At 68.8% G+C, this 17,809-nt stretch carries 18 protein-coding genes; 9 read left to right on the top strand and 9 right to left on the bottom strand.

The window, feature by feature from the left end; all coding sequences use genetic code 11:
- The first annotated feature begins 20 nt into the window (after positions 1 to 20).
- From M2437_RS22125 to M2437_RS22145, 5 genes are all read left to right on the top strand, one after another.
- Positions 21 to 1,325 carry a glycosyltransferase gene (locus M2437_RS22125; protein WP_253388704.1) on the top strand — a complete coding sequence of 435 codons (1,305 nt, stop codon included), beginning with the start codon at positions 21 to 23 and terminating at the stop codon, positions 1,323 to 1,325.
- Between the two features lie 228 nt (positions 1,326 to 1,553).
- A complete protein-coding gene (locus tag M2437_RS22130; protein WP_003597202.1) occupies positions 1,554 to 1,910 on the top strand; it encodes a phasin in 357 nt (118 codons plus the stop codon).
- A gap of 164 nt (positions 1,911 to 2,074) precedes the next feature.
- Entirely contained in the window at positions 2,075 to 2,827 is a 753-nt protein-coding gene (locus tag M2437_RS22135; protein ID WP_253388705.1) for a phasin family protein, read from the top strand.
- Positions 2,828 to 3,158: 331 nt separating this feature from the next.
- Entirely contained in the window at positions 3,159 to 4,625 is a 1,467-nt protein-coding gene (locus tag M2437_RS22140) for a DegQ family serine endoprotease (RefSeq protein WP_253388706.1), read from the top strand.
- Between the two features lie 283 nt (positions 4,626 to 4,908).
- Entirely contained in the window at positions 4,909 to 5,160 is a 252-nt protein-coding gene (locus tag M2437_RS22145; protein ID WP_012253674.1) for a hypothetical protein, read from the top strand.
- Between the two features lie 122 nt (positions 5,161 to 5,282).
- Here M2437_RS22145 and M2437_RS22150 read toward each other — a convergent pair whose 3' ends face one another.
- The 3 genes from M2437_RS22150 to M2437_RS22160 form a co-directional block, all read right to left on the bottom strand.
- Positions 5,283 to 5,513, bottom strand: a complete 231-nt coding sequence (locus M2437_RS22150; protein ID WP_003597189.1) for a hypothetical protein — start codon at positions 5,511 to 5,513, stop codon at positions 5,283 to 5,285.
- A 91-nt stretch (positions 5,514 to 5,604) separates the two neighbouring features.
- On the bottom strand, positions 5,605 to 7,695 hold the full coding sequence (locus M2437_RS22155) for a glycosyltransferase (RefSeq protein WP_253389659.1): 2,091 nt from the start codon (positions 7,693 to 7,695) through the stop codon (positions 5,605 to 5,607).
- 335 nt (positions 7,696 to 8,030) lie between these two features.
- On the bottom strand, positions 8,031 to 8,672 hold the full coding sequence (locus tag M2437_RS22160; protein WP_253388707.1) for a hypothetical protein: 642 nt from the start codon (positions 8,670 to 8,672) through the stop codon (positions 8,031 to 8,033).
- A gap of 421 nt (positions 8,673 to 9,093) precedes the next feature.
- Between M2437_RS22160 and M2437_RS22165 the strand changes: the two genes are divergently transcribed.
- A complete protein-coding gene (locus M2437_RS22165; protein ID WP_042508823.1) occupies positions 9,094 to 10,365 on the top strand; it encodes a hemolysin family protein in 1,272 nt (423 codons plus the stop codon).
- A gap of 8 nt (positions 10,366 to 10,373) precedes the next feature.
- Entirely contained in the window at positions 10,374 to 11,081 is a 708-nt protein-coding gene (locus tag M2437_RS22170) for a Sir2 family NAD-dependent protein deacetylase (RefSeq protein WP_003597185.1), read from the top strand.
- A gap of 114 nt (positions 11,082 to 11,195) precedes the next feature.
- Here the strand turns inward: M2437_RS22170 and M2437_RS22175 are convergent, their stop codons facing one another.
- The 4 genes from M2437_RS22175 to M2437_RS22190 all read right to left on the bottom strand — a co-directional run bounded on the left by M2437_RS22175 (position 11,196) and on the right by M2437_RS22190 (position 14,428).
- Entirely contained in the window at positions 11,196 to 11,942 is a 747-nt protein-coding gene (locus tag M2437_RS22175) for a proteasome-type protease (protein ID WP_015950899.1), read from the bottom strand.
- A gap of 165 nt (positions 11,943 to 12,107) precedes the next feature.
- Positions 12,108 to 12,968 carry a transglutaminase family protein gene (locus M2437_RS22180; RefSeq protein WP_056120025.1) on the bottom strand — a complete coding sequence of 287 codons (861 nt, stop codon included), beginning with the start codon at positions 12,966 to 12,968 and terminating at the stop codon, positions 12,108 to 12,110.
- A gap of 367 nt (positions 12,969 to 13,335) precedes the next feature.
- Positions 13,336 to 13,791 carry a hypothetical protein gene (locus M2437_RS22185; protein ID WP_253388708.1) on the bottom strand — a complete coding sequence of 152 codons (456 nt, stop codon included), beginning with the start codon at positions 13,789 to 13,791 and terminating at the stop codon, positions 13,336 to 13,338.
- Between the two features lie 328 nt (positions 13,792 to 14,119).
- Positions 14,120 to 14,428, bottom strand: a complete 309-nt coding sequence (locus M2437_RS22190) for a hypothetical protein (protein ID WP_253388709.1) — start codon at positions 14,426 to 14,428, stop codon at positions 14,120 to 14,122.
- Positions 14,429 to 14,442: 14 nt separating this feature from the next.
- Between M2437_RS22190 and M2437_RS22195 the strand changes: the two genes are divergently transcribed.
- Complete coding sequence (locus tag M2437_RS22195; RefSeq protein ID WP_003597179.1) at positions 14,443 to 14,892, top strand: hypothetical protein; 450 nt, start codon at positions 14,443 to 14,445, stop codon at positions 14,890 to 14,892.
- A 40-nt stretch (positions 14,893 to 14,932) separates the two neighbouring features.
- Entirely contained in the window at positions 14,933 to 15,187 is a 255-nt protein-coding gene (locus M2437_RS22200) for a hypothetical protein (protein ID WP_012253666.1), read from the top strand.
- A gap of 82 nt (positions 15,188 to 15,269) precedes the next feature.
- Here M2437_RS22200 and M2437_RS22205 read toward each other — a convergent pair whose 3' ends face one another.
- Both M2437_RS22205 and M2437_RS22210 read right to left on the bottom strand, forming a co-directional pair.
- Positions 15,270 to 16,214 (bottom strand): alpha-E domain-containing protein, encoded by a 945-nt coding sequence (locus M2437_RS22205; protein ID WP_003597176.1) that lies wholly within the window; start codon positions 16,212 to 16,214, stop codon positions 15,270 to 15,272.
- 107 nt (positions 16,215 to 16,321) lie between these two features.
- Positions 16,322 to 17,761, bottom strand: a complete 1,440-nt coding sequence (locus tag M2437_RS22210; RefSeq protein ID WP_003597167.1) for a circularly permuted type 2 ATP-grasp protein — start codon at positions 17,759 to 17,761, stop codon at positions 16,322 to 16,324.
- Between the last annotated feature and the right edge of the window lie 48 nt (positions 17,762 to 17,809).

The raw sequence follows: 17,809 nt of genomic DNA on the forward strand, positions 1-17,809 counted from the left end.
CTTCCGGACGGGGCGCCTCCATGCACGTCGTGATCGTCGCCGAATTCGCCGCCGCGAGCGGAGGTGCTGAGAAGGTCGCGGTGGAATCCGCCCGCGGGCTGGCGGAGGCCGGCGCAACGGTGACCTACATCCAGGCGATCATCGGACCCGTCGATCCGCTGCTCGACCATCCGCGCCTGCACCGCATCGACCTCGCTCTGCCGGACGTGTGGTCGCTGCCGGCATGGCGCGGCGCGGCGTCGGGGATCTGGAACGGCGAGGCCGCCGCGCGCCTCGCGAGTGCGCTCGACAGCCTGCCGGTGCCGCCCGACTGCCTTCACCTGCACCAGTGGACCCGCGCGCTCTCGCCCGCCGTGCTGCCGGTGCTGCTCAGCCGCGGCGTTCCCCTGGTGCTGACGCTGCACGACTATGCCCTCACCTGTCCGAACGGTGTCGATTACCGCTTCGATCGGGCCGAGCCCTGCGCGCTCGTCCCGCTGTCCGGCGCCTGCCTCGCCGCCGCCTGCGATCCGAAGAGCCGGCTGCACAAGCTGGTGCGGGTCGGTCGCGCCGCTGCCCTGCGGGTCGCCGCGCGAGGGGCCGATCTCGACGTCGTCCATGTCTGCGACGGCAGCCATGCGCGGGTGGCGGGACGGTCGGGGGCCCTGCGCCTGCGCCATCACCGCATCGACAACCCGGTGCGGGTGGAGAAGCGGGCGCCGGCCATGCCGGCTTCGGGCGATGCGATCGTCTATGTCGGACGCCTGACGCCGGAGAAGGGCGCGGATCTCGTCGCCGAGGCCGCGAGGCGGGCTGGGCTGCCGGCGCTCTTCATCGGGGCCGGCCCGCTCGAAGCACGTCTGCGGGCGGAGGGCGCCGAGGTGCTCGGCTGGCGAAGCCCGGAGGCGGTCGAGGCGATCCTGCGCCGCCGCGCGCGTGCGCTCTGCGCACCCTCGCGCTGGGTCGAGACCGGGCCGCTCACCGTCTACGAGGCGCTGGCCCAGGGGATTCCCGTCGTGGCCTCGCGGCGCTCCGGTGCGGCGGAGAAGGTGGCAGACGGGGAGACCGGCTTCGTCGTCGAGCCGGAGGTGGCGGCGCTGGCCAGTGCCTTCGCGGCGCTCAAGACCGACGCGCTGACCGCCCGCCTCGGCCGGGAGGCCTATGACAGGTACTGGCAGGCCCCGCTGACGCTCGCCGCCCACGCTCTTTCCCTGCTGGCGCTGTATCGGCGGATTGGGGATGAATACAAAATGCGGCAGTGCGATATGAGCCAGGCTGCCGCCGAGCCTGCGGTTGCCCATTCCATGGGCAGCACCCTTGGCAAAGGGCGCCTTCCGACACTATAGTGCCGATCGCCGCGTCGACCCACGGGACCATTGCGTAGCCAAACCACGATTTATAACAAAAGCTTAGTTCAAAACACTCCATAGTTGGATATTGCCGGTCGATCACTCGAAACTGTCCTTGACTTTTATGTTGCACCGCAACATACGAGGTGCGGGCCGGTTAGCCGCGGGGACGCTCTGTACGCTCCCCGACACCGAATTCTCCCGGTCCGTCTGCAGGAGAGACAGATGAGCACCCAGAGCTTCGAGATCCCCGCCGAGTTCCGTGAGTTCGCCGACAAGAGCGTCGATCAGGCTCGCAACGCCTTCGGCACCTTCCTGAACGGTGCGGTGAAGACCTCCGAGCAGCTCCGGAACTCGGCCACGACCGTCCAGTCGACGCTGAACGCCGCGGTGCTCAAGAGCCTCGACCACACCAAGACCAACGCTGACGCTGCCTTCGACTACGTGCAGCGCGTCGTGCGCGCGAAGGACCCGCGCGAGGCCTTCGAGATCCAGTCCGAGTTCCTGAAGACCCAGTTCGCCGCGTTCCAGGCCCAGGCCAAGGAATACGGTGCCCTCGCTCAGAGCGCCGCCGGCCGCTAATCCGGTCCGGCTGCGGGCTCCGGCCCGTCTGAGGAGCATGAGAGGCCGAATCCGCGATGAGCGGGCTCGGCACACTCGTGCTCCGACGCTATGCTCCGTCGCAGCGCTCCGGGCTCGGCTCGGACCCGCGCTGAGGCAGAGGGTTTCGAACGAGGAGAAGGCCCATGTCGTCGAGCCGCCGCAGGGGACGCCCACCCGGAGCGTCCGCCACTACCCAGCTGCCGACCGTCACCGCGACGCCGGCCGAGGTCGCCGACGCGCTGTTGGCCGAGACGCCGGCCGACAAGGGCCCGGAGCCGGAGACGGACGAGCCTGAGACCGCCGAGATCCAGGCCGTGGTAACGGCAGAGCAACCCGCAGACGACGCTGCGGCCGAGGCCGTCGAAGCATCCGGCGAGCCGGCTCCCGCCGAGGTGCAGTCCGCTGCGGACGACCAGCCGGCTGATTCTCCCGAGGAGACGGTTACCGCCGCGTCGGAAGAGGCGCCCGCTCTGTCCGCCGAACCGGAAATCGTTGCATCCGAGGCAGCCGCAACCGTCGAGACGGCGACCGAGACGCTGACTGAGACGCTTGCCCAGACCGCGCCGCTGCCGGCGCTGGCCGAGGCCAACCCTGAGTCCAAGCCGTCCGACGACGCGCTGTCCAAGACACACAGCGTCCGCTTCGGCGCGAACTTCGCTTTCGCGCCCACCCTCGCGCCGCTCACCGAGATCAACGCGAAGCTGTTCGCCTTCGCGCGCGGCGAGGGCGAGGCGGTGCTGGCCCATTTCCAGGCGCTGGCTCAGGCCAAGTCCCCGGCGGAGGCGATTCGCCTCCAGGTCACGGAGATGCAGCGCGCCGCCGACGCCTCGTTGAGCTGCTTCAGCGAGATCGTCCGCAGCGCCAACCGCCTGCACGACACCGCCCGCCGGCACTGAAACGAGCACCGGTCGGGACACGAGATCGGGGCAGTCGCCATCGGGCGGCTGCCCCTTTTTCGTCAGTCCGCTTCGCCGGTCCCCCTGGCGGCCATCCGGGGGTGAAAAGCGCCCGGCATCCCGACTCCCGGATGCGCCCGAGCAGAGCCGGAGCCGACCGAGGACAAGGCCTCCCCTGGGGCGGCGCCGGCGTTGAGGCTGGGTCTGACAGCAATGCGGTTGCCATCGCGGACGGCCGACGCCGCATGACGCGGATGCGGCGAGCCCCTCGCGCGCTGCGGTCCCACGGTCTACATAGCCCCCCCGCTCCAGCGACCTTCGGAGACCTCGCATGCCCTCCTCGCCGCTCCTGCCGGCCTGCCTCGTATCCGTGCTTCTCACCGCCGCGCCCGCGAGCGCGCAGATGGCGAACACGCCCGGAAAGCCCGCCGCGGAGAAGGCCTCTCCGGACAAGGCGGTGCCCCTGTCGAAGGGCGAGATCCAGCTCTCCTTCGCTCCCGTGGTGAAGCGGGCGGCGCCCTCCGTGGTCAACGTCTATGCCTCCCATGTCGAGAAGCGCTCCGCACGCTCCAACGCCATGGAGGAGTTCATGCGCCGCTTCTTCGGCGAGGATCGTCCTGGCCGTGGCCCCAGCGGCCTGCCCGGCGAGCGGGCGCAGCGCTCCCTGGGCTCGGGCGTGATCGTCGATGGCTCGGGCCTCGTCATCACCAACAACCACGTCATCGAGAACATGAACGAGGTGAAGGTGGCGCTCGCCGACAAGCGCGAGTTCGAGGCGCAGATCGTGCTGCGCGACCCCCGCACCGACCTCGCCGTGCTCAAGATCAAGGGCCCGGCCGACATCGCCTCGATGCCGATCGGCGATTCCGACCACTTGGAGGTCGGCGATTTCGTGATGGCGATCGGCAACCCGTTCGGTGTCGGGCAGACCGTGACGCAGGGCATCGTCTCGGCGCTCGCCCGCACCCAGGTCGGATCGTCGGACTACCAGTTCTTCATCCAGACCGATGCGGCGATCAATCCGGGCAATTCCGGCGGCGCGCTGGTGGACCTGAAGGGGCATCTCGTCGGCATCAACACCGCGATCTATTCGCAGTCCGGCGGCAGCCACGGCATCGGCTTCGCCATTCCCGCGAGCATGGTCCGCGCCGTGGTGGAGACCGCCAAGAGCGGCGGCAGCCTCGTGCGCCGGCCCTGGCTCGGGGCGCGGGTGCAGGGCGTAACCCCGGATATCGCCGAGAGCGTCGGGCTCGACCGGCCGACCGGTGTGCTGGTGGCGAGCATGCAGGCCAAGAGCCCGGCCGAGGAAGCCGGCCTCAAGCGCGGCGACGTGATCCTCACGGTCGATGGACAGACCGTCGAAGATCCGGAAGCCTTCGGCTACCGCTACGCCCTCAAGGGCATTTCCGGCACGGCCGATTTCGGCATCCTGCGCGGCACCAAGCGGCAGACGGTGCAGATCAAGCTCGGACCGGCGCCGGAGACGCGGCCCCGCGACAGCCTCAAGGTCCGCACCCGCACGCCGTTCGCGGGCGCGACCTTCGTCAACACCTCGCCCGCGGTGGGCGAGGAGCTTCAGGCGGACCTGCCGGACGAGGGCGTGGCGGTGACCACCGTCGAAGACGGCTCGCTCGCCGGCCGGGCGGGCTTCCGCAAGGGTGACGTGATCGTGGCGATCAACGGCATGCCCATCGCCTCGACCAAGGATCTAGAGCGGGTGACGCAGCGCAATCTCGGCCTGTGGGAGGTCGCGATCAACCGCGGCGGCGAGGTTCTGACCTCGGTGTTCGGCGGGTAGGCCCCCGGCTTCCACCCGAGCATCTCCTTCGGAGCCGCGACAAGCGCCTCTCCGCCTCTGCGGGTGCGGAGAGCGCGAGGCCGGGTGCGCTGGCGCTCATTCACAGGCGCGTTCCGGCCCTAAGGTCGCCTCAGGCTGGCGGGCCGAATGTTCCGTTTCCGATGTTTCGTCGATCATGCGCGACGCAATCCGGTAACCGTACGAGGCAATCCGCTGGCAACCGGGGGTCGGTAGAACCGCCCCACACGAGAGCCGAAGGCTCCGGTCTGGAGGGGCGGACATCATGCGGGACCTGATCAAGATTGCGGCGGCCGGAACGGTGATGGCAGCCTATGCCCTTCTCGCGCCGTCCCTCGTCGAAGCGGTGCCGAGCCCGGCCGGCTCGGCCAAGGCCTTCACCCAGCGCCTGCCACAAGCGGGCGGTATGGTTCCGGTGAGTGCCCGGATCGACGATGGAGCGCCGGTTCCGGGGCAGTTCGTGGTGACCCGCCGGCCGCTTCTGGTCGGCATCTCGGCGGGCCAAGCCTCCCGATGACCACCGCGGACACATCGCTGCTCGCGGCGGCATTCGTGCTCGGCCTCGGAGCGGCCGTTCTCCTCAACGCCCTGCTGACCTGAGTAACTTTATCGGGCCCCGGCGGGCGTCGCGGAGGCGCCTCAGGCGGCCACGCTGGCCAGGGCGTGGCGGTTGCCGTTCAGGCCCGCGCAGAGATCGTCGATCTCGGTCACGTCGAGGGCCTCGCCGCTGCTGGCGGCGATGGTGTCGATCAGGTCGTCCTTGCGAGGGTCGAACGGGTGGCCCTGCATCCGGTAGAATTGATAGTAGCGCAACGCCGCCAGAAGCGTGTCGCGTTCGCGGGCGGTCACGTTGAGGTTCTGCGTGGTCATGGGCTTCCCCTTGGCTTGCAACGAACGCCGAGGCGAGACCGCGCGAGACTCGCCTAGCTTGACCGTTGTAGCCGCTGAGTCGCAGCCCCGTCTATGACATCTGGGGGGATGGCGCGGAGCGCAGCCCGTCCCGGTGATCGACCGGCGCGGCCCCTGCCCTCCCCGTCTCGGGCGAGACGTTCGGCAGGGCGGCCGCGTCGAGCCCGTAATAATCTTCCAAAATCCGCGGGTAGACGGTCGGCCGGAACGGCTCGCGGGCGGCCCAGAGCGCGTCGATGGGAAGCGCGAGCAGGGCCGCGTTCAGCCGCTGCGGGTCGTCGGCCAGGGCCGGGTCGAGGCGATGCCCCGCCCCGCTCGCGTGCAGCCGCTCGGCCTGGGCGCCGAGATCGAACACCACCGGCGGCACCCCCGCCGCCAGGGCCAGCGAGAGCGTGTAGCAGTAGGTCTCCGGCGAGATCGAGGGAAACAGAACGAGGTCGGGATCGAGCCGGGCGATCTCGGTCATCGCCGCCGCGTCGCCACCGTAGGGACCGGTCTCGCGCACGCCCGCCGCCTCCATCGCCCGCGGCTCGGCCGAGTAGCCGATGATCGTGAACGCGATCGGCAGTTGCCGCAGTCTCGCATCGAGGGCGAGGTTGTGGACGACGTCGTAGCCCTTGTGCGCGCCGATCGATCCGATCACCGCGACCCGCAGCGGCCCCTCCCGACGCTGGCGCGCCTTGAGTTCGACGCCGGCCAGCGTCTCCTCGTGCGGGCGCACCGCGATGCGGTCGAGGTGCAGCGTGCTGCCGATTCGATCCGCGAGATCGGCCGAGGGGGCGAACACCGTCCGGGCACGGTCGAGGAACCCGGCCCAGTCCCGCCGCCGCTCAGCGGGATCGGGCAGCACGATCCCGTCGGCGTCGCGATCGAGGCGGATGCAGTCGCGGCAGACGGCGGGTTCCGCCAACCCGCAATAGACGCCGTCGGACCGCACGAGGTTGTTGCGGTGGCAGACCGAGGCGTAGTCGTGCAGCGTCACGTCGTAGCCGGTGCCGGCCTCCTCGATCAGCTGCATCGCCGCGCGGGTCGAGGGGGCATCGAGCCCCGCCAGCGAGTGCACATGCACCATTGCCGGGGCGAGCCAACCGATCAGCTCGGCGAGGAGATCCGCATCCCGGTCGAGGGAGAGCGGATCGAGGATCGAAACGGGGAAGTCGATCCCGCCCGATCCGGGCAGGCCGAGCCTGAACCCGCCGGGCTCGTCGGTGCGCAGATAGACGACGGCGAGACCGGCCTCGGCGAGCCGGAGGCTCAGCGCCTCGATATGGGTCTCGACCCCGCCGCCGAAATCGTGGGTCACGATCAGGGCGATGCCGCGCTCGGCGCTGGCCGTGGCGCGCCGGGCGAAGCAGTAGAGGTCGAGGCGCCGCCGGGCGAAGCGCGCGGGATCGACCTCGATGTGGTTGTGGACCCGTCGCTGGTAGTCGGGGTGCTTGGTCAGGATCGCGCGGAAGATGTCCGCGCCCTTGGTCGCCAGCAGGGCGCCGAAGGAGACGCTGCCGGAGTGGAACACGAAGATGTCGTGGGCCAGCACGTTGGTGAAGCCCGCCTTGAGGGCGCGCATGCAGAAGTCGTTTTCCTCGCCATAGCCGCGCCCGAAGGTCTCGGCGTCGAGGAGCCCCACCGCCGCGATCGCCTCCCGGCGCATCGCCATGCAGAAGCCGACGCCCGTCGGCACCGGCGAACTCGTGCGGGCGTTGCAGGCGCGGGTGAAGGCGTCGATCTCGGCGGGCGTGATCTCGAGCCGTGCCTGATTGTCGACGTTGGGCCGCGGATAGCTGCAGATCGTGGCGTTGTTCGAAAACGGCGTGACCGTCGCGACGCGGGGGTCGGCGTCGAGGTGCCAGAGCAGGCGGTCGAGCCAGTCGCCGTAGACGACGACGTCGGCATTGAGGAGCACGACGTCCTTGCCCGCGGCCCGCTCCAGGCCGCGGTTGCAGGTTCGGACGAAGCCGAGATTCGCCTCGTTGACGAGGTGGGCGAAGAGGCCGCGGCCGCCGAGGTCCGCCAGAGCCGCACTCAGGCGCGGATCGGGGCTGCAATCGTCGATGACGAGGAGGGCAAAGGGCGTGGCCTGCCTCGCGCTCAGCACCGAGTGGATCGCTCGCAGGGTGTCGTCGTAGCCCTTGTAGACAGGCATGATCAGCACGACCCGCGCCGCTGCGATGTCGGCGGCGGGCTTCGCCTGTTCCCACTCGGCCGGGGTCGGCGCGACCTGCGCGGGCCAGGTTCCGAGACCGAACGGTGTCGGCCGGAAGCCGCGCGCCCGGCCCACCGCGAGGTAGTGGAAGAACGGGTTCACCCCGGCGCCGATCTCCCGCCGATAATGCTTTCGGTAGAAGCGCACCGAGAAGTCGGGGCTCGGGTCGCGATCCTCGCGGGCGCTGAAATCGAGGAAATGGCGGACCGGATCGATCCCCGAGCGGCGGATGTCAGGATTGGTGTCGAGGTAGTGCTCCCGGTCGAAGGCCGCCGCTACCGTCTCGTAGATCTGCGCGTCTGAGGCTTCGGCCGGGTCGGCGGGAAGCAGTGCTGCCTGCGGCTTGGCGCGCCGCGCGGGTGGGGCGGCGGCCTCCGAGACCTGGAGCCGTCGCGTGGCGGCAAAATGATAGAGCGGGCTGACGCCGAGGCGCCGCATATGCGCGTGGCGTTGGGGTAGGCGTCGCCCGAGAAGGCGTCGTTCGGGTCGAGCCCGCGCCGCCAGCCCTTGGTCAGGTAGTGGGCGAGCGGGTCCTCGCCTCCCTCGAGACCGGCGAGGCGAGCATAATACGGCGCATCGAAATAGGGCTCGACCACGCCGGCCTGGAGCGCCGGAAAATCCGGACCCGGCTGCGTCGCGACCCGCAGGCGCTCGGTCGGCGAGAGTCCCGCATAGTGGAGAAGCGGGTTGATCGGCGCTCGGTCGGCGAAGTGGCGGTCGGCGTAGAACAGCGTCGAGAACACCGCGGACGGGTCGCAGCCCTCCAGCCAGCCATGGTCGAGGTAGTGCCGAAGCGGGTCGCCGCCGCCCGCAGCCACGTCGGGATAGGCCGAGCGGTAGAAGGCGGGATCGAAGAAGGGGGCGGCCATCGCGGCATCGCGGCGCCTGGGCCGAAACAGCTTCGGCAGCTTGATCACGGCCACATTCCTCGACAACGCCAATACCGGGCCCCGCACCGGGATCGGCCCTTCGACTTGCATGGAAAGGAAGTGTGGCGCGGCCGGGGCGACGCCCTTCCCATACAGCATCGTCCCGAAGGGTGACGGCCGGCTTCCACGAAAATGACGATGCGCGTGTCGATCGGGTGACGCAAGCGCGGTCGCCCACGCGAGAATGCGCCCGAACCTCTTCCCCCATAGCGGGGTTCGGCTCTAAGAGTGCCTCGCAAAACTCCCGATCACCGTACGGTTGCTTTCCGGGCGCGACGGCGCAGCGGGAGTTTTGTGAGAGACACTCAGCATCGGTGCCGCCTCAGGGGCGGTCAGCAGTGCGGCTTGGCCCCGGGAGGGCACGATTTCGGACGGTCTCTGGTCTTCGGCGGTTGGCCTCGTCGCGGTCATCGCGCTCGTCTTCGCCAACGGCTTCTTCGTCGCGGCGGAATTCTCCCTCGTCGCGGTGCGGCGCAGCCGGGTCGCCGAACTGGTCAACGAGGGCCGGCTCAATGCCAAGGCGCTCCAGCGCGCCACCGACCGGCTCGACGCGCATCTCGCCGCGACGCAGCTCGGCATCACGTTGTCCTCGCTGGCGCTCGGCTGGGTCGGCGAGCCGGCCCTGGCCCACCTGATCGAGCCGCTGCTCTACTGGCTGCCGGAGAAAGCCGCCGGCCTCAGCGCCCACACGCTGGCCGTGGCTTTGGCCTTTGCTGTCATCACCACGTTGCACATCGTGCTGGGTGAGCTGGCGCCGAAAAGCCTCGCGCTCCAGCGCAGCGAGCGCACGGCGCTGGTGATCGTGCGGCCGCTGACCCTGTTCCTGCTGGTGTTCGGCCCGGCGATCCATCTCCTCAACAGCCTCGGCAACGGGGTGCTGCGGCTCCTCGGCCTCAGGCCGGGTGAGGGCGAGGGAAACCTCCCCTCCCCGAAGGAACTCAGCCTGCTCGTCACCGCGAGCCACGAGGCGGGCCTGCTGCACGAGGCGCAGGAGGATGCGGTGGCGCGCATCCTCGCCATCGGCGAGCGGCGCATCCGCGAGATCATGACCCCGCGCAACGAGGTGGATTGGGTCGATCTCGACGATTCTCAGGAGGAGATCATCGAGGCGGTGCGCACCTGCCGCCACGAGCAGCTCGTCGTGAGCCGGGCGCAGATCGACGACGTCGTCGGCGTACTGCGCAAGCAGGATCTGCTCGACCAGTTCCTCGACGGCAAGCCGCTCGATGTGAAGGGGGCGACCCGCGAGCCCATCGTCGTCCACGAGGGGTTGGCGATCCTCAAGGTGCTGGAAATGTTCCAGACCAAGCCGGTGCGCATGGCGATCGTCGTCGACGAGTACGGCAGCCTGGAGGGCATCGTCACCCAGACCGACCTGCTGGAGGCGATGGCCGGCGAGATCCCCGAGCCCGGCGAAGAGCGGATGGTGGTCGAGCGCGAGGACGGCTCGCTGCTCATCGACGGCATGATCTCGGCGACCGACGCGTTCGACCGCCTCGGCTTTCCGGAGCGACCGCGCTCGGACGACTTCTCCACGCTCGCCGGCTTCTTCATCGTCCAGCTCGGACGCATCCCGACGGAGGGCGATGCGATCGAGACCCAGGGCTGGCGGATCGAGGTCGTCGATATGGACGGGCGGCGCATCGACAAGGTGCTCGCCACGCGCCTGCCGGACGCTTGAGGCGCGCGATGACCAACATCTTCGTTCTGACGGGTGCCGGAATCTCCGCCGAGAGCGGGCTCGGCACGTTCCGCGACACGGACGGCGCCTGGGCCCGGTTCGACCCGATGCGCCTTGCAACACCCGAAGGCTTCGCCGCCGATCCGGTGCTGGTCCACGACTTCTACAATCATCGCCGCCGCGACGCCCGCGCCGCCGCACCGAACCCTGCCCATGCGGCGCTGGCCCGGCTGGAAGCGGGCTTGGCGGCGCGCGGCGGCCGGCTGTTCCTGTGCACGCAGAACATCGACGATCTGCACGAGCGGGCCGGCTCGCGCCACGTCGTGCACATGCACGGCGCGTTGCTGAAGGCCCGCTGCACCGCCTGCGTAACGGACACCGTCTGGCACGAGGATCTCACCGTCGAGACCGCCTGCCCGCATTGCGGTCACAGCGGCGAGATGCGGCCCGACGTGGTTTGGTTCGGCGAGATGCCCCATCACCTCGAAGCGATCGACGAGGCGCTGGCCGAGGCCGACCTGTTCGTGGCGATCGGCACCTCCGGCGCGGTCTACCCGGCGGCGGGCTACGTGGCACAGGCCCGCGCCTTCGGCATCCCGACGCTCGCCCTCACGCTCGAGGCCGCCGACAATGCCGGTCTGTTCGAGGCGACCCGGCTCGGGCGCGCGAGCGAAACCGTGCCGGCCTTCGTCGAAGAGGTCTTGAACGGCGCCTAATGCGTCTGCGCCGGGAGCCGTACCCGACCCCATTGCATCGGGCCGGCGCCTCTCGGTCTCTGCTCTGACGCGCCTTCTTTCGACGAACCGGCATCCCCTTCGTCGCAAAGCGCGCTAGCGCTGCGGCCCGTAGGGCGGGCGCGGAATCGCGCGATGAGCGGCGCGCAGCGCCGCCGACCAGCGCTCGCGCAGATCGTGAAAGTAGCTCTCGCCGGCCTCGATGCGATGGCTCACTTCGAGGTCGAGGGCGCCGCGGCGCTGCACGGCGATGTCGATCGGCAGGCCGACGCCGAGATTCGAGCGCATGGTCGAATCCATCGAGACGAGGCCCACCTTCAGCGCGTCGTAGAGGTCGGTCTCGAAGGTCACGGCCCGGTCGAGGATCGGCTTGCCGTATTTGTGCTCGCCGATCTGGAGGAAGGGCGCCTCGCGGCTGCACTCGATGAAATTGCCGGCCGAGTAGATCATGAACAGCCGCATCGGCTCCGTGCCGATCTGCCCGCCGAACAGGAACGAGACCTCCATGCGCAGGTTCGCCGCCTCGAACCCGGCCGCCTCGATCTCGCGCACCCGGCGAATCGCCCGGCCGACGAGCTGGGCCGCCTTGAACATCGTCGCCGCGTCCTCGAGCTTGGCTGGCGTCTCGCCCTCGATGTCGTCCACGCCCTCGCGGAGCATGCTGAGCACCGACTGCGTCATGGACAGGTTGCCGGCCGAGGCCAGCATCATCACGCGCTCGTTCGGCGTGTTGAACATGTGCAGCTTGCGGAAGGTCGAGATGTTGTCGAGCCCCGCATTGGTGCGGGTGTCGGCGATCATCACCAGCCCGTCCTCGACGAGCACTCCGACGCAGTAGGTCATGGCGGTCGACGCCTCAGGCAAGGGCCCGTGCGCCGGGCAGGTTCGGGCGGCCCGCATCGCACGCTCCGAGCCGGCCGGGCAAGACAACTTTTTTAAAAGCCGGGCTCAAGGCCCGGTGCCGGCTCAGCCTTGGCCCAAGCTCTGGCCAAAAATCTAGCCAAGACTTTAGCTTTGACTCTGGCTCTGCTGACCATGGCCCTGAGACTGCGATTGGGACTGCACCTGCTCGACACGCAGGGCCACGTCGAGGGTTTCGGTGCCTCCGCCGACCCGGCTGCCGCGGATCGGCGCAGCGCCGAGATAGTCGAGGCCGACGGCGACGCGCACATGTGCCTCGGTCGCGGAGATGCCGTTGGCCGGGTCGAACCCGATCCAGCCGAGGCCCGGCACCAGTGACTCCGCCCAGGCATGCCCCGCCTTCTGGTCGTCGGCGCCGTCGTCGCGGCGGAAATAACCGGAGACGTAGCGCGACGGGATCTCCAGGTGCCGGGCCGCGGCGAGGAAGATGTGGGTGAGATCCTGGCACACGCCCTTCCCAACCTCGAAGGCTTGGGCGGCACTGGTGCTGGCGCTGGTTGGGCCCGGTTCGAAAGTCACGGCGTCGTGGACGGCGGCGAGCAAGCGGTGCAGCATCGGCAGCGCATCACGCTCCCCCTTGCCCGCGACCTTCTCCGCGAAGGCTTTGAGTTCCGCGCTCGCCTCGGTCAGCGGGGTGTCGCGCAGGTAGAACAGGTCGGGCAGGCGCTCCACCGCGCCGCGCACGACGCCGCTGGTCTCGAAGGTCTCGATCTCGCCGGTCACCCGCACGGTGAGCGCGTCGGTGGGATCGTCGGCGGTGAACCAGTGGACGAGATTGCCGAACCCGTCCTCGCGGGCGGTGAGCCGACCGTTGACCGAGGGCTCGATCCGCCACTCGCGCACGTGCTGACCGTCATGGTCACGCGGCGTCAGCCGCAGGATCTGTATCAGGCCCCGCGCGGGCTGCTGGTAGGTATAGACCGTATCGTGGACGATCCGGATGCGCATGCCTTGATCCTGCCGGGACGACTTGCGGCAAGCTAGGGCAAGGACGGCGCTTTGGAAATCGGGCGGCTTGCTCAAACCTTTGGCAGATCGCGTTTTCTCGGCGGCCTCCGTCATGGAACCAGCCCGGAGCGGCGCCGCGAGACCCTTGTTCGGACGACGCTCCGGGCGGGGGGCGCCGGACGCGAACCTTCCCGCAAGCGGCGGAGGACAGGACTGAGCCGGATGTGCGGCCGGCAACAGCCCGGAACGATATGACCGGGCGCACCGTTTCTGGCGCCCGTGCCTACAGCTCACGCCGCCGAGAGACGTTTCGACCCTACACCGCGATCACGCATCCCGAAATTTGCACTCCGCTCTCGTCGCCCACTTACGACGAAGCGGAAAATTTTTGCCTTTTCCAATAACTCGCCGCGTTAATCTGCCGTTCATTGCAGCGTTTTGTTCGATTTCGATGCAGATTTCCTGGAACGGTATTCCGGACCTCTCCGTTCTTGGTCCCGCAACAACCGAAACACTTGGAGGAATACATGCTCAAGCATATTCGCCTTGCCGCTCTCGCCAGCACCTTCGTCATCGGCGGCGCCGCACTCGCGTATGCCCAGTCGTCCTCGACGACCGGTACCGGCGGCTCGTCGGCGGGTGGCGGCACCAGCTCCTCGACGGTCGGGACCGGTGGTTCTTCCGCTGGCTCGGGCAGCGGCTCCGGCTCGGGCTCCACGCTCGGCACCGGTGGCTCCTCGGCCGGCGGCGGCACCAGCTCCTCGACGGTCGGGACCGGCGGATCTTCGGCCGGCAAGAGCGGCAGCGGCTCGTCGACGGGCACGGGCGGCTCCTCGTCCGGCACGTCCGATAGCGCGGGCAAGTCGGGCAGCGCTCCGGGTCATGACAAGAGCGGCCCCGGTAACTCCGAGAACGCTCCGGGCCACAACAAGCGCTAAGCCTCGGCCGGCGTAATTGCGGGCGCGGTTCGGACGAACCGCGCCCGTCTCAGAGCACCTCGCAGAACGTCCGGGCGCCGACCATCGCCGCTCCGGCTGCGGAGTGCATGGGGGTTTTGTGAGAAACACTCATCATCTGAGGAGAGGCACCATGGCACGTGTGATCCGACCGCTTCTCGGCGCCACACTCGTTCTGGCCGGCATCGCCGCGAGTCAGGCGCAGACCAGCACCGTCAAAACGGGCCCGAACGGTGTCGCCGGCAGCACGACCGTCACGACCGGGCCCAACGGCAAGCCGTGCCGGGTCGTCCAATCCGACGATGCCAACACCTCCGGCACGCTGTCGAGTTCGGTCACAGCCGGCCCCGACGGGGTGAAGAGTTCCACCACCGGCGGCCCGTCGGTGACGACGCGATCGGGCAGCGGCACGACCAGCAGTTCCGCCTCCAGTTCGAGCACCGGCAGCGGCAGCACGATGACGACAACCGGTGACGGCGACTGCGTGGTCACCGTACCGAGCAAGAAGTGAGGGTCCGATGAGCATTGCCAAGACCAACACACGTGCGGCGACGGCGCTTGCCGTCCTCGGCCTCGTCCTCGCCCCGGCTTTCGCGCAGGCGCAGGGCAGTGCCACGGCGGGCAGCGCCGGCTCGGCGGCATCCGGCGGCACCTCCGCCTCGACCGTCGGCACCGGCGGCACCTCGACGGGCGCGAACGGCGGCACGGGCTCCTCGCTGGCGACCGGCGGCGCTGCAGCCGGCGGCAAGACCATGGACCGCTCGCATGTGAATGAGACCGGAAATGGCGGCCTCAACGGCCAGTCCAAGTCCATGGCCCATGACGGCGGCACGTTCTCGAAATCGCAGACCAAGACCAAGGTCCGCGACGGGGAGAGCGTCGAGTCGCGCACCAAGACCATGTCGCACGAGCCCGGATCGAAACCCGTGAAATCGACGACCACCACGGGCGCGACCACCGGCCAGTAAGGCCGAACCGATTGTCTCTCACCTGACCGCAGGAGGCCCGATGCTGCGCAAACCGACCCTGACCCTACTTTCCGTGCTGGCGTTTGCCGGCGGCATCCTCGGCACCACCTCGGCCGCCATGGCCGATCCGCCCTGGGCGCGCGGTGGAGGACGCGGCTTCCATCACGGTGGTCCGCCGCCCTGGGCGCCCGCCCATGGATGGCGGCGCAAGCATGATTTCGGCGGCTATGGAGGCCGGTCGTATCGCAGCTCCAGGTATAACGACGGACGGCGATACGACCGGTACGGTTACTGACCGCACAGGACTGAAGCTTCAACCGCACCGGCTCTGACGGCGTCCGCTTGATCGAAGCGGACGCCGTTTCAATTCGTCGCTCTCACACCAGATACTGGTCGCTGATGGCCGCGCCGAGACTGTTGTTCTCGACGATGAAGCCTTGGATGAACTCGTGGAGGCCGGAGGCGAAGACACGCTCGATGTCGGCGCTGCGAAGCTTCGCCCGCAGATTGCTCGCCAGACGCTGGCTCTCGCCGCGGCGGCCGTAGGCGTCGGCGATCAGATCGAGATGCTCCACCAGCATCCGGTAGCAGCTCGCGAGCGAGCGCGGCATCTCGGGGTTGAGGATCAGCAGGTCGGCCACGAGCACCGGCTTGATGCTCTCGCGGTAGACCCAGTGATAGGCGTTGAAGGCCGAGACCTCGCGCAGGATCGTCGTCCACTGGAAGTAGTCGAGCGAGCCGCCGACCCGCTCCGAGGCCGGCAGCAGGATCTGGTACTTCACGTCGAGGATGCGCGCCGTGTTGTCCGCCCGCTCGATCGCCGTACCGGCGCGGGTGAACCAGTAGGCATCGTTGCGCAGCATCGTCCGGTAGGCCGAGCCGTCGAAGGTCAGCGAGACGCGCTTCACCCAGTCGAGGAATTGCGTGAACTCGTCGCGCGAGAGATCCCGGCCCTCGTAGGACCGCAGTTCGAGATAGGCGCCGTTGATCGTGTCCCACATCTCGGTGGTGAGCGCCGTGCGGATCGAGCGGGCGTTCTCCCGCGCCGTGGCGATGCAGGAGCGAATCGAGGACGGGTTGTGCGGCGAGAAGGCGAGGAAGTTGCAGACCGTGTGCTCGTTGACCGAATCGTAGAGCGTCTTGAACAGCTCGGGATCGCCCGCCGAGGACAGGGCCGAGGCCCACTCGTTCGAGGTGCGCCCGCCATAGCTCGACGGCAGGGCGGCCAGCCGCAGGGCCGCGTCGAGGATGCGGGCCAGAAAATCCGCGCGCTCGGCGTAGCGCGAGAGCCAGTAGAGGTTGTCGGCAGTCCGGGACAGCATGGCGTCAGCTCGCGGGCGCGTTGGCGACCAGGGCGGCAGATGCGCGGTGTTTCATCACCGACGCTGCCCGGCCTGCCTGAAGATTGCGAAAGATTCGGGCGAAGCGCTCAAGCATCGAGCACCCAGGTATCCTTGGTGCCACCACCCTGGCTCGAATTGACCACCAGCGAGCCCTCTTTCAGCGCGACCCGCGTCAGGCCGCCGGGCACGATGCGGATCTCGTCGGCGCCGGCCAGCACGAAGGGGCGCAGATCGACATGGCGGGGGGCAACGCCCGAGGCGACGAAGGTCGGGCAGGTGGAGAGCGAGAGCGTCGGCTGGGCGATGAAGTTGTCCGGCGCGTGGCGCAGTTTTTTTGCGAACTCGTCGATCTCGCGCCGCGTCGCGTGCGGGCCCACCAGCATACCGTAGCCGCCCGAGCCGTTGACCTCCTTCACCACGAGGTCCTTGAGGTTGTCCATCACGTAGGAAAAGGCATCCTTCTCCCGGCAGCGATGGGTCGGCACGTTGTGCAGGATCGGGTCTTCGCCGGTGAAGAACTTCACGATTTCCGGCATGTAGCTGTAGACGGCCTTGTCGTCCGAGATGCCGGTGCCGACCGCGTTCGACAGGGTGACGTTGCCCCGCTCGTAGGCGTTCATCAGCCCCGGCACGCCGAGCACCGAATCCGGCCGGAACACCAGCGGATCGAGGAAATCGTCGTCGAGGCGGCGGTAGATCACATCGACGCGGCGCGGACCTTCGGTCGTGCGCATGTAGACGACCTCGTCCTTGGTGAAGAGGTCGCCCGCCTCCACCAGCTCGACGCCAAGTTTGTCGGCCAGGAACGAGTGTTCGTAGAAGGCCGAGTTGTAGCGGCCGGGGGTCAGCAGCACCACGGTCGGGTCGCGGGTGGCGGAAGCCGGGGCGAGGCTGCGCAGAGTCGCGAGCAGGGCGTCGGGATAATTCTCGACCGGGGCGACGCGGTGGCGCGAGAACAGCTCGGGGAAGAGCCGCATCATCACCTCGCGGTTCTCCAGCATGTAGGAGACGCCGGACGGGGTGCGGGCGTTGTCCTCCAGCACGAAGAAGTCCTTCTCGCCGGTCCGCACGATGTCGATGCCGGCGATGTGGACGTAGAGGTCGTGCGGCACGTCGAAGGCGCGCATCTCCATGCGGTAATGCGGGTTGCGGTAGACGAGGTCGGGCGGGATGATCCCCGCCTTGATGCATTCCTCGGCGCCGTAGATGTCGTTGATGAAGGCGTTCAGCGCGGTGACCCGCTGCTTGAGGCCGCGCTCCAGGAAATCCCATTCGGGCTTGGTCAGCACCCGCGGGATGATGTCGAAGGGGATCAGCCGCTCGGTCGATTCGTTGGCGCCGTAGACCGCGAAGGTGATGCCGATGCGCCGGAACAGCATCTCGGCCTGGCTGCGGCGGGTGTTGAAATGCTCCGGCGGCGTCTTGTCGAGCCAGGACTTGAGGATGTCATAGGCCTCGCGCACGGCCGCCGGTTCGAGCTGCCCCGCCCCGCCCCCATTCATCTCGTCGAACGCCGTGTGCGCCATTCGCGCGATTCCCCCTGATGTCTCGCGTTGCCGGAGCAAGAGGCAGGC

The sequence above is a fragment of the Methylorubrum pseudosasae genome, assembly GCF_029504475.1.
Lineage (GTDB): Bacteria > Pseudomonadota > Alphaproteobacteria > Rhizobiales > Beijerinckiaceae > Methylobacterium > Methylobacterium extorquens.